Origin of the sequence: Flavobacterium sp. ARAG 55.4 (assembly GCF_051846875.1) — a bacterium.
Classification (GTDB): Bacteria; Bacteroidota; Bacteroidia; order Flavobacteriales; family Flavobacteriaceae; genus Flavobacterium; species Flavobacterium plantiphilum.
Genome location: NZ_JBPYCT010000010.1, coordinates 151903 through 167194 on the forward strand (window position 1 = coordinate 151903; position 15292 = coordinate 167194).

The 15292-nt window shown below is 32.3% G+C and carries 12 protein-coding genes, 1 tRNA gene and 1 pseudogene; 7 read left to right on the plus strand and 7 right to left on the minus strand.

Annotated elements, in window-relative coordinates; all coding sequences use genetic code 11:
• Position 1: 1 nt before the first annotated feature.
• The 3 genes and pseudogenes from ACSV4D_RS12400 to ACSV4D_RS12410 form a co-directional block, all read left to right on the plus strand.
• Positions 2–388: pseudogene (locus ACSV4D_RS12400) on the plus strand (TlpA family protein disulfide reductase); the annotation flags it as partial.
• 186 nt (positions 389–574) lie between these two features.
• A tRNA-Tyr gene (locus tag ACSV4D_RS12405) sits at positions 575–655 on the plus strand.
• 176 nt (positions 656–831) lie between these two features.
• A complete protein-coding gene (locus ACSV4D_RS12410; RefSeq protein ID WP_408079478.1) occupies positions 832–2634 on the plus strand; it encodes a glycoside hydrolase family 15 protein in 1803 nt (600 codons plus the stop codon).
• A 55-nt stretch (positions 2635–2689) separates the two neighbouring features.
• On the opposite strand, the gene ACSV4D_RS12415 is transcribed toward ACSV4D_RS12410, so the two are convergent.
• Positions 2690–4900, minus strand: coding sequence for a bifunctional alpha,alpha-trehalose-phosphate synthase (UDP-forming)/trehalose-phosphatase (locus ACSV4D_RS12415; protein ID WP_439228515.1), 2211 nt, complete (start codon positions 4898–4900; stop codon positions 2690–2692).
• Between the two features lie 354 nt (positions 4901–5254).
• Here ACSV4D_RS12415 and ACSV4D_RS12420 point away from each other — a divergent pair, with 354 nt between their 5' ends.
• Positions 5255–5449, plus strand: a complete 195-nt coding sequence (locus ACSV4D_RS12420) for a hypothetical protein (protein WP_408079482.1) — start codon at positions 5255–5257, stop codon at positions 5447–5449.
• Positions 5450–5504: 55 nt separating this feature from the next.
• Here ACSV4D_RS12420 and ACSV4D_RS12425 read toward each other — a convergent pair whose 3' ends face one another.
• Together ACSV4D_RS12425 and ACSV4D_RS12430 are read right to left on the minus strand one after the other, a co-directional pair.
• On the minus strand, positions 5505–5834 hold the full coding sequence (locus tag ACSV4D_RS12425; RefSeq protein ID WP_439228516.1) for a hypothetical protein: 330 nt from the start codon (positions 5832–5834) through the stop codon (positions 5505–5507).
• Between the two features lie 48 nt (positions 5835–5882).
• On the minus strand, positions 5883–6248 hold the full coding sequence (locus tag ACSV4D_RS12430) for an STAS/SEC14 domain-containing protein (RefSeq protein ID WP_439228517.1): 366 nt from the start codon (positions 6246–6248) through the stop codon (positions 5883–5885).
• A gap of 535 nt (positions 6249–6783) precedes the next feature.
• Here ACSV4D_RS12430 and ACSV4D_RS12435 point away from each other — a divergent pair.
• The 3 genes from ACSV4D_RS12435 to ACSV4D_RS12445 all read left to right on the plus strand — a co-directional run bounded on the left by ACSV4D_RS12435 (position 6784) and on the right by ACSV4D_RS12445 (position 10431).
• Positions 6784–7632 (plus strand): SDR family oxidoreductase, encoded by an 849-nt coding sequence (locus tag ACSV4D_RS12435; protein WP_439228518.1) that lies wholly within the window; start codon positions 6784–6786, stop codon positions 7630–7632.
• A 263-nt stretch (positions 7633–7895) separates the two neighbouring features.
• Complete coding sequence (locus ACSV4D_RS12440; protein WP_439228519.1) at positions 7896–8990, plus strand: glycosyltransferase family 4 protein; 1095 nt, start codon at positions 7896–7898, stop codon at positions 8988–8990.
• Between the two features lie 73 nt (positions 8991–9063).
• Complete coding sequence (locus ACSV4D_RS12445; RefSeq protein ID WP_439228520.1) at positions 9064–10431, plus strand: glycosyltransferase family 4 protein; 1368 nt, start codon at positions 9064–9066, stop codon at positions 10429–10431.
• A gap of 18 nt (positions 10432–10449) precedes the next feature.
• Here the strand turns inward: ACSV4D_RS12445 and ACSV4D_RS12450 are convergent, their stop codons facing one another.
• The 4 genes from ACSV4D_RS12450 to ACSV4D_RS12465 all read right to left on the minus strand — a co-directional run bounded on the left by ACSV4D_RS12450 (position 10450) and on the right by ACSV4D_RS12465 (position 15250).
• Positions 10450–12756, minus strand: a complete 2307-nt coding sequence (locus tag ACSV4D_RS12450) for a DNA topoisomerase 3 (protein ID WP_439228521.1) — start codon at positions 12754–12756, stop codon at positions 10450–10452.
• Positions 12757–12854: 98 nt separating this feature from the next.
• Complete coding sequence (locus ACSV4D_RS12455) at positions 12855–13211, minus strand: hypothetical protein (RefSeq protein WP_439228522.1); 357 nt, start codon at positions 13209–13211, stop codon at positions 12855–12857.
• A 15-nt stretch (positions 13212–13226) separates the two neighbouring features.
• On the minus strand, positions 13227–13814 hold the full coding sequence (locus ACSV4D_RS12460; protein ID WP_439228523.1) for a 5'-methylthioadenosine/S-adenosylhomocysteine nucleosidase family protein: 588 nt from the start codon (positions 13812–13814) through the stop codon (positions 13227–13229).
• A 161-nt stretch (positions 13815–13975) separates the two neighbouring features.
• Positions 13976–15250, minus strand: a complete 1275-nt coding sequence (locus tag ACSV4D_RS12465) for a tetratricopeptide repeat protein (RefSeq protein WP_408079500.1) — start codon at positions 15248–15250, stop codon at positions 13976–13978.
• Positions 15251–15292 lie beyond the last annotated feature (42 nt).

Consider the following 15292-nt stretch of genomic DNA (forward strand, 5'->3'; position numbering starts at 1 on the left):
ACCCAATCCGGAAGGGAAAGTAATTTCTCTTAAAGAAAGCCTGGGAAAAGTTACAATAGTTGATTTTTGGGCATCATGGTGCGGTCCCTGCAGACAGGAAAATCCAAATATTGTAGCATTATACAAAGAGCTGCATTCAAAAGGATTAAACATCATAGGTGTATCCTTAGACAAAGATCCAGCTAAATGGAAAGAAGCTATTGCAAAAGATAAATTGACATGGAATCAGGTTTCTAATTTAAAAGGGTGGGAAGAACCAATTGCTGCTCAATATAAAGTTGACGCTATACCCGCCACTTTTATTCTTGATGCTTCCGGAAAAATAGTTGCAAGAGACTTAAGAGGTGCTGAATTGAAAGCAAAAATCATAGAACTTTTAGCTAAATAATATATTTTTAGCGATTCAAATAAAAAATCTCCCTTGTGGAGATTTTTTATTTTATTCAATTCCAATACGTTATAAACACCTTTAAAAATATTGCAAAAATAGTCCGAAATTAGTTTGCAGAAATAAAAAGTGTTCCTATATTTGCACCGCTAACAACAACAAACAACTGTTGTACTCAAAGGCTTCGGGGAGATACTCAAGCGGCCAACGAGGGCAGACTGTAAATCTGCTGTGAAAACTTCGCAGGTTCGAATCCTGCTCTCCCCACAAAAGCGCTTCAAGAAACTGAAGCGCTTTTTTTATGTCTTCTACTAAGATAAAAATCCAATAATCGGGATAAGAAAATCAATTAATATTTATTTAGGATAAAGTAGCTTGGTTAACTAAGATGGTTTTAGTAATTTTAGGTGATTAACCCTTGATAACATACAAAAAACTATTTTATGACAAATTTAAATTATGGGATAATAGGTAATTGTAGAAGCGCTGCATTAATTTCTGAAACAGGAGCAATTGAGTGGTGTTGTTTGCCTGAATTTGATTCTTCTTCTGTATTCGGAAAAATTTTAGATGCTGAAATTGGCGGGAGTTTTGAAATTCGTTGTAGTGATGATTATAAAATTACTCAAAAATACCTTGAAAATACCAGTATTCTTGTAACCACTTTTAACAATGGTACAGATGCATTTGAAATTAATGATTTTATGCCCCGATATCGAAAAGACAAAGGCGGATATGTCATACCACCGGAGATTATACGTTACTTCAAAAAAATAAGCGGTTCACCTGTTTTTAAAGTTATTTACGACCCTAAATTAGAATATGCCTCTGGTCAGACAGTCAGTTATGTAAAAGAAGACCATATTATCAGTGTAAGTAATTCTACCAAATTTGACTCTTTATTTATGTATAGTAATTTTGATTTAACTGCTATAAAAGAAAGCAACGAAATTACACTGGAACAGGATGGATATATTTTACTGGCTTATAATGAAAAAATATTTACACCTACACAGACTAAGATAAACTTAGAATTTGAAAGAACTAAAACCTATTGGCTGGGTTGGGCTGATAAAACCACCGAATACAGAAAGTTCAACAAACAGATTATGCGTAGCGCTATAACACTCAAACTGCTTAGTTATGAAAAAACTGGTGCAGTTCTGGCAGCTGCAACTACCTCACTCCCTGAAACTTTAGGAGAAGTCAGAAACTGGGATTATCGCTTTTGCTGGATTAGGGATGCTTCTATGGTAGTCAAAGTTGTTTCCGGTTTAGGTCATAAAAAAATGGCTAAAAACTATTTACAATTTATTATAGATTTGGTTCCGGATAAAGATGAAAAATTGCAAATCATGTATGGCATCAATAAGGAAAAAACACTTACTGAAGAAACATTAGATCATCTTAGCGGTTATATGGGCAGTAAGCCTGTCAGGATAGGTAATGCAGCTTATTCACAACGCCAGAACGATATTTATGGTATTTTGATGGACGTTATCCATCAGCAGCTTATCACTTTTAATAATGATACTGAAAACGGTGAAGAGCTGTGGAATATAACACAGGGTATTGTATGGGTGGTAGCAAAACACTGGCAGGAACCTGATAAAGGAATCTGGGAATTCAGAACTGAAGAAAGACATTTTACATTTTCTAAAATTTTATGCTGGACAGCTGTTGATAAAGCTATCAAGGTAGCGAAAATTTTAGGGAAGAAATCTAAAGTAGAAAAATGGGAACCCCTTGCAGAAGCTATAAAAAATGATATTATGGAACATGCCTGGAATGATTCGGTACAGGCATTCACTCAGTCATATGGTTCTTATGATTTAGATACATCCGTACTTTTAATGGAAAACTATGGTTTTATTGAAGCAAAAGATCCAAAATATATAGCAACGGTCAAGGCTATTGAACGCGATCTGAGTAATGACGGGCTTTTGTATCGTTACAAAAATAAAGACGATTTTGGTCATCCCTCCTCTTCATTTACTATTTGTACCTTTTGGTTCATTAATAGCCTGTATAAAATCGGAGAGACTAAGAAAGCAGAAAAACTTTTTGAGCAACTTCTTAGTTACAGTAATCATTTAGGTTTGTTTAGTGAAGATATTGATTTTAAGACCAAACGATTACTGGGTAATTTTCCGCAAGCATATTCACATCTGGCACTCATCGAAACCGCCATTAACCTTTCTAATATTACCGAAGAAGAAGAGGTTTTGGGAGCTATTAAAAACTAAATACAAAAAGAGTCGCAATAAGGAAATTGCGACTCTTTTTTTATACTGAGAGAAATCAAGAAGTTATTATTTTTCGTAACAAATCATGAACTTCAGTATTATCCTCTATGTAATAATTAGCGACTGTTTTTACATTCCCTACTTTTACTGTATGAGCATTTTTTGGAAGTTCTTCAAACATAAATTCATCAGTCCAGTCATCGCCTATAGCAAAAATAAAATCATAATTACTATTTAAAACTATATTGGAGGCTGCGCGTCCTTTATTCACATTACTGTTTTTTACTTCTAATACTTTATTTCCTTCAAGAACAGTTAGCGTATGATTAAAAAGAAAACTTTTTAACACATGTTTCAATTCCATCGTTCTTAACGCAGCCATCTTTGCATCTGCTTTTCTGTAATGCCAGGCTAATGAATATTCCTTTTCTTCAATTAAAGCTCCTGGAGTGCTATCAGTAAAAGCTTCCATTACGGGACGTATATTTTCTTTCCAATTGGACTTAAGATGGTCTAATGGTGTCCAGTCTTCTCCTTTTTTTCTCATCCAGGCACCATGATCAGTAACTAAAGTATAATTTTTATGACCAAACCAACTTTCAAGTGTTTTTCGGTCTCTTCCGCTAATGATCGCTATTTCTGTATTTTCATCTGAATTTATCTGATCCAGTAAATCGTATACTTCCTGACCGGGACTGGCTTCACCCGGATTATTTTTAAAACCGACTAAGGTTCCGTCATAATCCAGTAAAAATAATTTTCTGGAAGCTTTTTTATATTCTGAAGCTATTTCCTCTATTTTAGTCGGAATAAGTTTTTGAGCTATCTGTAACGGTACAGTATCTTTAGCAACTTTTAATCCTTTCAGAAATTCTTTAGCCCAACGCTCCACATCATAACGGGAAATTCTTTTTTGAAGTGCTTCTAATCTTGTTTTTTGTTCTTCAGCCGGCATTTCCAGCGCTTCTTTAATACAGTCAGCAGTCTGATCAAAATTATTTGGATTTACAATTAAGGCTTCATGCATCTCCTTAGCTGCACCGGCCATTTCGCTCAATATAAGAACACCATCATTTTTAGTTCTGGTTGCTATATATTCTTTTGCAACTAAGTTCATTCCGTCCCTTATAGGAGTAACCATTGCAACATCTGAAGAGACATATAAATCTATAAGTTCATGAAAAGGCAATGCTCTGTAAAAATACCAGACAGGAGTCCAGCTAATCGTAGAAAGATCACCATTTATTCTTCCTACCAGCTCATCTGTTTCTCTTTTTAAAAGTTGGTATTGCAATACATTTTCCCGCGAAGGAACCGCCAGCATTACCAGTCTTACTTTACCTTTATATTCCGGATATTTATTCAGAAAATATTCAAAAGATTTTATTCTGTTTGGAATCCCCTTAGTGTAATCCATACGGTCAATACTCAGAATCAATTTACTTTCTTCATTAGATTTGTTGTGAAAATCAATGTTTTTCATCAATTCTGACTTAGAACTTTCCGGATATTTATGATGTTCAAGAGCAGCATTATGATATTTATTGTAATCAATTCCCATAGGAAAAGAGTCCACTTTTATAATTCTGTTATCATATGAAATTTCGTTAAAATTTATTTCAATATCTTTTAAACGCTCTACAGAACTTATAAAGTGTCGCACATAATCATAAGTATGAAAACCTATAAGATCTGCTCCAAGCATTCCTTGCAGTAACTCATCACGCCAAGGACAGGTTCTGAAAATTTCATAGGAAGGGTAAGGAATGTGCAGGAAGAAACCAATAGTAATGTTTTTTCTTTTTTTTCTGAGGAGTTCAGGCAGTAATAATAATTGATAATCATGAATCCATACGGTATCACCTTCATTTAGATGTTCTAAAACAATATCAGCAAATTTCTGATTTACTTCAACATATGATTTCCAATGATGCAGTTCAAATTCGGTATAAGCCTGAAAATAATGAAATAAAGGCCATAAGGCAGCATTACTAAAGCCGTAATAATAATTGTCAATATCATACTGATTAAGCGGTACCGAAATGCATTTCTCTTTAGCTAATGCTTCATTAACTTCCAGTTTCTGTTTCGGGTTAATCACTTCTTCAGTAAGTCCTGACCACCCAATCCAGATACCGTTTCCCTCAGAATGTACTGATTTCATTCCCGTAGCTAATCCTCCTGAACTGGATTTTACTATTAGCTTTCCTTCATTATATTTAAGATCGACAGGTAACCTGTTTGAAACGATAATTGTTTTTTCCATTTTATTATTTATTATTGTTTTTTCACTTTTTCTAGAATGATTTTTTGAACTGAATAAAAATAATATGTCTATCTTTAAAAAAGATTATAGTATTATTTTTATAGTTTATAGAATCTCCATAAAATCCTGAAAATTTGATTTAGTTGAATAATATACAAAAAAAATATAGATTTTCAGGCTTTTATTTCATTTTATTCTTGTTTTTCTGATTTTTACCCTATTTTATTCAAACAATATTTTAAAAAGCTATGATAATTTCAGTCTAAATTAAAATTGTGCAATATTTCATTGTAATTGTATAAAATTACTCAGGACTGATTATGTAATTTTAAGTAAATTATAAAAGATAAAATCATGAGTACTAATAAACACAACCCTACGAACAACAATAATAAGGGATCGGACAACAGAAGTGACACCAGAAAACATCAATATAAAGATCATGATGAAGTGTTAACTAATGATGAAAATTATGATGTCGATACTCAAAAATTCAAAGGTGAAGAGCCCGATTTTGATGATAAAATGAATAACGAAGAGAAAAAATAAATAAAAAACGTCCTAAAAAATTAGGACGTTTTTTATTTGCAAAAGGAAAACTCAATTAATTTTCCGGCTTTGGAATTGAATCTTTTCCATATTGTTTGTCAAAACAATCAGGATCATTGTTATCAACCAAATTAGTATCCCCTACAATATCTTCTTCATCAACAAATTGATGAGTCGCATTTTTATCAGATTCATTTCCTGATTCATATGGTTTCTTATCCGGTTTGATATCTTTTAATGGTTTTTCATTTTGTGGTGTTCCATACAACTCTTCGTTGTCATTTGTTAAACCTGCATCATGATTTGTTACCGGTTCCATTTTTGAGTATGGTTTTTGTGAAAAACCTTTTTTTGTAGTATCATTTTTATCTTTATTCGTTTCCATAATATTTAAAATTAAATTAATAAATACGCTAGCTTAAAAAATATTTTTTTATGTTTTATTACTGACCCAAAGTATAGCTTCTTCATCATTCTCTTTTGAAAATCCCTTAAATTCTCCAGGAATAATATAACTAAAAGCCTTTGTGAATGAAATTATATTTGAAGAATCGGTTATTATAGCAGCACGATTCCAATTTCCAAGATTTTTTAATCCTAAAAGTGCATCCTGATAGCAGGCACTATCTGTAAAATTAATGTCGGTATCCAGATAAAGTATAAAATTTATTTCATCAGTTTGTGAAACTAATTTTTGGACAGCCGGAACAATAATATTGGTGTAATCCTCATGTGTCACTTCTCCAATAGCCTTAAATGCAACTATCTGGGGAGGGACATCTTTTATTTCTGTTATCATTATTTAATGTTTAAATTCATCTGTCTAAATTACTTTAATGTGTAGCCAAAAGGTTATAACATTTTTTTATTTCCTTTAAAGATTTCCATTTGAAGCAACAATACATTGTATAACTATTTATTGAAATTTTGTAAAACAGTCTGTCTCGTTATTAATAATTTTACATTAAAGCTTATCAAAATAAGCATAACAAAATTGTACCGATGCCTGTTGCAACGAAGATCACGGGTAGTCAGGTTGCTGCAGTAACTGTAATGGAGTATGTGCTTTCCACCCGTTCGTACATACAATAATCCTACGTTTTCTTTTTTAATTAATAAAGGAAATCAGTCACACAGCAATAGCATAAGCATCGGTACTTTTTTTTAAAACTCCTTCCCTCCTATTTTCTCCTTAAACATCATTTTTTCAAATATTATGGGTTTATAAATGTAAAAGTTATAAAGACTAACTGTAATTATGTAAAAAGACAGGTTCTGAAAATTTTAATTTTAGATGCTATTTAAGCAATGTCGAATTTTAAAAATAACAGATCATGGATAAGAATATAAGCCTACCATTACAAAGACAAAGTTTACCGGGAGAACAGTCTAAAATGATTCCTGAACCGGAAATAATTCGTAAAAACTATAAAGGAGCTGATAAACTTTTGGGCAAAGTAGCATTGATTACCGGAGGTGACAGCGGTATTGGCAGAAGCGTTGCGGTGCATTTTGCCAGAGAAGGCGCTAAAATTGCGATAATTTATCTGGAAGAAAATGAAGATGCACAGTTAACTAAAGAATTAGTGGAAGCCGAAAACAGCAATTGTTTACTTATACAAGGAGATTTAAAAGATCCTGAATTTTGTAAAAATGCTGTAGAAAAAGTGGTGTCAGAATACGGAAAATTAAATATTCTGGTTAATAATGCCGCTACTCAAATGCTTGAAAGTAAACTGGAAGACATTTCGAATGAACAATTGCATCTTACATTTGAAACCAACATTTACCCTTATTTTTATATTACTAAAAATACAATTCCACACATGAATGAAGGTGATTGTATTATTAACACAAGCTCAATTACAGCATATCGCGGCAGTGAACATTTATTAGATTATGCCAGTACTAAAGGAGCAATTGTAAGCTTTACAAGATCATTAGCCGGTAATTTAGTACAGAAGAACATTCGGGTAAATGGTGTTGCTCCCGGTCCTATATGGACTCCATTAATTCCTGCCAGTTTTAAAGATGTTACAAATTTTGGAAAAGATACCCCGATGAAAAGAGTGGGTCAGCCTTCTGAAGTAGCTCCCGCTTATGTTTATTTAGCATCTGAAGACAGCAGTTATGTTACCGGACAATTCATTCATGTGAATGGTGGTGAACCTGCAGGAAGCTAAAAATTTTATTAGTTTGTGATCTTATAATTCTCATACGGTCACAAACTAATAAAACAATAACTATCAGTGCTTTATAAAGTAAAATTATTTTTTTCAATCTTATACATTAAGTGCTTGTCTTTTAAATCGTATTAAAAAAAATTATTCACACGCAACCAATTTACTTTTCTTACATCTTTAAAATATCCTTTTGTTATTTTCAGAGGAATTTTTATTTGTAGAATTAGTAAAGTATTTATTAATCTTGAAGAACAAAATTATTTATGCAATACTCAGCCCCAAAAAAGATTTTTCTTGAAACTCATAATATTAGAAATTTATATAGCGGATTTGGACAATTCAATTTCAATTTAGCTAAGGCATTAAGCAAGGAAACCGATTTTTTAAATGAACATCAGCTTATTTTAAACTGTAATAACGACAAAATTAAACAAGAGTTAGGAAAATGTATTTCTTATAATAAATATTTTCCAATAACAAGATACCCATTTTTCAGAATAAAGAAAAACTTTCACTTATGGCATTCTGTAAATCAGAATACAAAAATTGAACCAGCAAGTAATTCCACTCCTTATTTATTGACTATTCATGATATAAATTTTTTAGAAGAAAACACAGGAAAAGATCTTGAACTAAGAATTAATCAATTAAAAAATAAAATTGAAAGAAGTGATGCAATTGTATATGTATCAGAATTTGCTAAAACCAGCACGCACAATTATTTTAAGATACCTGATGTCCCTGAATTTGTAATTCATAATGGTAATAATTTCAATTATAAATATTCTAAATATTCAGAAATTTTTTGTTCTGGCTATGTACCTGACAAACCTTTTATTTTTTCTATTGGGCAGGTTGTTGAAAAAAAGAATTTTCACACTCTGATTGAAATGCTTCGGTTTCTAAATGACATTAATTTAGTAATTGCAGGAGAAATAAAGGATGAATACGTAGACCTATTAAAACAGAAAATACAAGCTTATAAATTAGAAAACAGAGTCTTTTTACTTGGTCCTATTTCCGAATCAGACAAAATATTTTATTATAAAAACTGTCTTGCTTTTGCCTTTCCTTCTTTGAGAGAAGGTTTTGGATTACCGGTTTTGGAAGCGATGACCTTTGGTAAACCGGTATTTCTATCTAATAAGACTTCGCTGCCTGAAATAGGCGGAAAAGATGCCTTTTACTGGGAAAATTTTGATCCGGAATATATGGCTAAAGTATTTAATGAAGGCATGAGTAAATTTCACAATAATAAACAAACATATATATCAGCCTATAAAAACCGAGCCAAAGAATTTACATGGGAGAATGCTGCTAAGGAGTATATGAACGTATATAAAAGCATTTTACAATAATAAAAATGGAATAGCGAGGAAAGGTTGTTGTACACAATTTAATATCGGCAACAATAAATATTCAGAGTATAAAATGCATAACTACAAACAAGGAATTAATATTATCGGATACACAAAGGGCAGTTTTGGTCTGGGAGAAGCCGTACGTCTAAACATTAAGGCTGCTAAAAAACACAATATCCCGCTTTCTTTGATCGATTATAATGAAGTTAAAAATAATCCTAAATATCAATACTCATTTGAGTATCCGGTAAATTTGGTTCAGATTTCACTACAGGATCTTAAATCATTTTTTGGAGTCATAAATCCGGATTTATTTAAGGAAAAATACACAATCCTGTTTTTAGTATGGGAATCAGAATACATTGCACCTGAGCTATTAGAAAACCTGAATCTTTTTAATGAAATCTGGACTACTTCCCATTATTGTAAATCAATCTTTCAAAAAACCTATAATAATCCCATAATTATAGTACCACATCCTGTTGAAGTAGCTCTCGATACTGCTGACAAAAAAAATACGATTGCTTTTTTTGATGAAAAAAAGTTTAGCTTTCTGTTTATTTTCAGTTACCATAGTTCCATAGAGCGAAAAAATCCTTTTTTCCTGATTGAAGCATTTAAAACCGCTTTTGGAAATAATGCCAACGTAGAATTAGTAATTAAAACCGTTGGTGGTGACCATTATAGAAAATCCAGACAGCAATTACAAAAATATATTTCCAATACCAAAAACATAAAAATATTTGATATTGAACTGGATAAAAACAATGTCAATCAGTTAATAAACAATTGTAATGCCTACGTTTCCATGCATCATTCCGAAGGGTTTGGATTAACGCTAGCCGAAGCTATGTTTTTAGGCAAACCTACCATAGCCACTAATTATTCCGGAAATACTGAATTTATGAATGACAATAATAGTTATCTGATTGATTTTCAAGTTGGATATATTGAAAATCCGGATAAAAACTTTTGTGCTAAAACAATCTGGGCTAATCCTAAATTGTCCAGTGCAGTGGATAAATTAATTGAAGTTTATGAAAATCCTTCTTTAAGAAACAGCAAAGCAAACCATGCCAGCCTTTATATTAAAGAAAAATTATCATTTTATGCTATAGGGATGCTGATAAAAGAGCGGTTAAATTACCTGTATGCTAATTTTGAAAATGTTACTGCCGGCCAAAATCAAAATGCTTATTTTATAAATCAGTTACAGCTTGCAAAAACGGAGAACACACAGCTTCAAAAAGAAATCAGAAGAATGAAAAAAAACATTATTATTCGTTTTGTTCTTTTTCTAAAAAATTCAATTCGTAAAATAAAGCTTTCTATTAAAAATTCTTCGGTTAAAAAAAAAGAGTACAAAATGCCGGAATTAATATTTCAAAATTCAATTACATCGAATCAGAATAAAAAAGACAGAAAAGAGGTTGCATAACACAAAATCCTGATAGGATTAAAAACCTTCTTTCAGAATAGTATACACTAATTTTTGGGTTGGTTTTTGATCTTTTAATTTTTCTCTGACAGTTTCAAAAGGAACTTTAAAATCACAACCTGATTTATAATGACTGCATCCATAAGCTGAATTGCCTTTTATAATAGTTCCTCCCTGACATTTTGGACAAGCAAATTTATCAGATGTTGTTTCTGATATTGCCTTTGAAACTGTTTTTCTGGGTTCTAATTTAAGTTTAAAAGCATCATCAAAACGAAGTAATCCTTCTATCATTGTACCTTCATCCGTTTTAAAATCTTTTAAATTTACCGTTGAACCTTTTTGAAGCAATCGTAAATATTGATTTTCTGATATTTTTTTCTCTGCAAAAATAAAGGGTAAAACAAAATCACACCCCAACTTATATCCGGAACATCCATAAGCTGATTTTCCTTTTATAAGATTTCCTTTTTTGCACTTAGGACAGGATTGCGCTTCTATTCCTGCCGCCTTTTTTTTCTCAACAGCTGCTTCTTCTTTTTGAATACTTCCGGCATGCGAAATATTAGCACGAGTAGTTTCGCTGCGTACTTCATACACCAAAGCATCAACCATACGCTTCATATTATTGATAAATGCAGCTGCGGTAAAAGTTCCTTTCTCAATATCTTTCAGTTGTTTTTCCCAGGAACCCGTCAATTCTGCCGATTTTATCAATTCATTCTGAATAATATCAATAAGCTGAATCCCTGTTGGTGTAGGCAGAACCTGTTTTTTATTTCGAATGATGTATTGGCGTCGGAACAAAGTTTCAATAATATTGGCTCTTGTAGAAGGTCTTCCGATACCGTTTTCTTTCATTAATTCACGCAAATCTTCATCATCAACCTGTTTTCCTGCCGTTTCCATTGCTCTTAACAAAGAAGCTTCTGTAAACTGATTAGGAGCTTTTGTTTCTTTTTCTAAAAACGAAGGTTCATGCGGGCCTTTTTCTCCCACAACAAAAGCAGGTAACAAATCTGTTTCTTTTTCCTTTGCGTTTGGATCTTCAAAGACAAGCCGAAAACCTTTTTTCAGAATTTCTTTTCCTGTTGTTTTAAAAGTAACATCAGCCGCTTTGCCAATTACTGTTGTATTTGCCACCAGACAATCATCATAAAAAACAGCAATAAAACGTTTTACAATAATATCATACACTTGCTGCTGATTGTATTGCAGATTGATTTGTACTCCTGTCGGGATTATAGCATGGTGATCGGTAACTTTTTTATCATTAAAAACTTTCGGAGATTTTTTAATTTTTTTCCCTAAAAGAACCTCGGTCAATGAAGCATAATTAGTCAGATTTTGCAAAATCCCGGGAACTTTAGGATAAATATCCGTTGGTAAGAAAGTAGTATCTACTCTGGGATAAGTAACCACTTTTTGTTCGTATAAAGTTTGTACTATTTTCAGAGTTTCATCAGCCGAAAACCCAAACTTAGTATTACAATACACCTGTAAACCAGTTAAGTCAAAAAGTTTCGGAGCATATTCGTTTCCATTCTTTTTTTCGACAGAAACAATTTCAAAATCACTTTCTTTGACTTTATCTGCCAAGAGTTGCCCGTCTTCTTTTTTTAAAAAACGACCTTCTTCATAGCTAAAAAGGATTTCCCGATATAAAGTTTGCAATTCCCAGTAAGGCTGTGGTTTGAAATTTTCAATTTCTTTAAAACGATCCACAACCATGGCTAATGTTGGCGTTTGCACACGACCAATAGACAATACCTGTTTATATCCGCCATGTTTTACGGTGTACAAACGGGTGGCATTCATACCCAGCAACCAGTCACCTATTGCTCTGGAAAATCCTGCATAATATAAATTATCATAATTAGCGGCAGGTTTGAGATTTTCAAAACCTTCTTTAATAGCTTCTGTAGTTAATGACGAAATCCACAGGCGTTTAACTTCGCCCTTATAATTAGCCTCATTCATTACCCATCGCTGAATCAGTTCTCCCTCCTGGCCGGCATCGCCGCAATTGATTACGACATCAGCTTGGTCAAATAAACTTTTTACAATTTTAAACTGCTTTTGAATCCCGGCATTTTCCACAACTTTAGTTTCAAATTTTTCAGGCAGCATAGGAAGGTTATTCAAATCCCAACTTTTCCAGTAAGCTTTGTAATCATTGGGTTCTTTTAAGGTACATAAATGACCAAAGGTATAAGTTACAGCATAACCATTCCCTTCATAATAGCCATCATGTTTGGTATTTGCTCCCAATACGGATGCAATTTCGCGTGCTACACTTGGTTTTTCGGCAATACAGACCTTCATCTTTCCTTACTAATTTAAGGTCGCAAATTAAGAATTTACAAATTGGGAATAAAGAGAAATTACAAGGAGTTATACACTACAACTGAATTATAATAAAATTAAATTTTACTTTTTGAATTTTCCCATTGTAATTCAGTTACATCCGTTAATTCAATTTCATTAATAACGTGTTGCTGACGATATTTTTTTCCTATAGTACTGTATTCCCAAAAACGATGCGCATTAACAGGATACGGAATTTTTAAACGTGAAACTTCTAACTTTTCGTTTTCTTCCCAGTACAATTGATAAATGCCATACACATAATTCACTACATCATAAATAGTAAACTGTAACTTAAAGTCCAATCTTAAATCTTCATCACTGGCAAAACAGACAGCGCCGGATTCAAATTCATCTTCGACAAATGGAATTTCAATACTATTTTCAATTGTTTTTAAAACCAGCCTCTTCATTGTATATAAAACCTACTAATCATTAATCTGAAGAATTTTGCCAAATGCATGAGCGGCCTTATGCACTGATTCAGCCCAGTCATCAGCTGCATTATCATCAGCACTGTCAGAAATATATTTAAGACATACAAACGGAATATTTTCTTTCATCGCGATAGTAGCCAGTGCGTAAGCCTCCATATCCACAACATTATATTTAGTTTCATTATGGCTCATTTCAAAATTATCACCCGTACCACAAATACCCAGCGGTAACTTTTCTATTTTTAAACCATATTGTAATAGGGACGGCACTCCTGAAAAAGGAGTTTCATAAAGTTCATACCCCAAGCCACGTACGTCCATATCACGTTGTACAAATTGTGTACAGCAAATTACATCTCCCTTAGAAAATGTACTACTTCCGGCAGAGCCTAAATTGATAATTAAATCAGGTTTTTTATTATGAATTGCTTTTGTCAATTCGTAAGCAGCGTTAATTTTTCCTATTCCTGTAAATAATTTATTTTGTTTATTAAATACGTCCGCAGCTTCTGATTCCAGTGCAAATACAAAAAGTATCTTTTCTAATGGATATTTACAATCCTGATTGAGTGCAATCATTATTAATTTAGTTAACTATTTTAAAATTGTGAGTATATCTTTTCAAGAAAAGAAAAAAAAAAAACTACAAATTTATAATAGTTGCGTGGTAATAATTCAAATAAAAAAAGCCATCTCTGAAAATATCAAAAATGGCTATTATTTTTTATATGACTGAAAAATTATTTTTTCATATTAGCTTTCAAAGCATTCTTCTCAGCTGTCATTTCTAATGCTCCATAAACTCCTGAAAGTGTTTTTACCACATCTTCGTTTTGAGGATCTAATTCATACGCTTTTTTCAAATACGGTAAAGTACTTTTAAACAACTCCTCTCTTTTCTTTTTCAAAACATCATAACGTTTCATATCCTTATCAGAAGTTCCTAACTTATTCATTTCTTCGATAAGAGGTTTTTCGTTTTGTAGTTTTAAAACAGCTAAGTTGATATAAGCGTTAGTATAATCAGGTTTAATTTCGATTGCTCTTTTATAATATTTCTCTGCATCAGCATTATTATTAGCATTTGCAGAAATCACTCCTAAATTGTATACTAATCCTGCATCATTAGGATTTTTTGCTAATACTTCCGTAATTATCTGTTTGTATTTATCAAAATCTTTAGTTTGAAGATATAAATTAGCCTCAGTTAACATCAAAGAAGTATCGTCCGGATTAGCTGCTGTAGCTTCTGCAACGGCTTTTTTAGCTTCAGCAATTTTTCCTTGATCTACTAATATCAAAGCCATATTTTTATAAATCTCCCCTCTTTTAGAAGGAATTTGTTCCGTTTTTGGATTTTCATGCGTTCCTAATTTCACTGCTTTATCTCTTTCAGCAGCAGTAGCAAACGCATTTTCTTCACCATTTACTTTACTGGTAGCCAGGTATTCTGTTGCTTTACCGGAATAGTTTAACTTTTTAAGCTCATTATACAGTTCCATTGCTTTATCATAATCTTTACCACTTACATAAGTGGAAGCTGCATAATAAAGATTTATAGTATCTTTTTTATCTAAAAGATAGGCTTCATATAATTTTTGAGCTCCTTCAATATTATTGTTTTCTTTAGTAGCTGCAACACCACTGTTAATTAACATACCTTTAATTCTTGTGATTGATGTTGCTGCCTGACTGGAATACTTTTGTTTACCGGAAGCTTTCTCAGCTGCTATTAATTCTTTATACGTATTGGCAGCCTGAGACATATTAACTTCGGTATCGACTTTTTTCTCTACCAGCGCCATATAAGCATTTCCTTTTAAAAAGAGATACTGGGCTTTTTCTTCATCAGATGCATTCGTCATTACAGGTTCGGCTTCTTTCAAAATTCTGAGCACTTCTGTCATATCGTCACCTTTTGCTGCTTTTTCTGCAGCTCTTAATTCTTTTTTCTGAGCAAAAGTAGCTACAGACAGCAATAAAGCTGATGCAAGCATTACAAATTTACCATTCATAATATTCATTTTTAATATTTAATAATTCACTTGGGTTACAAA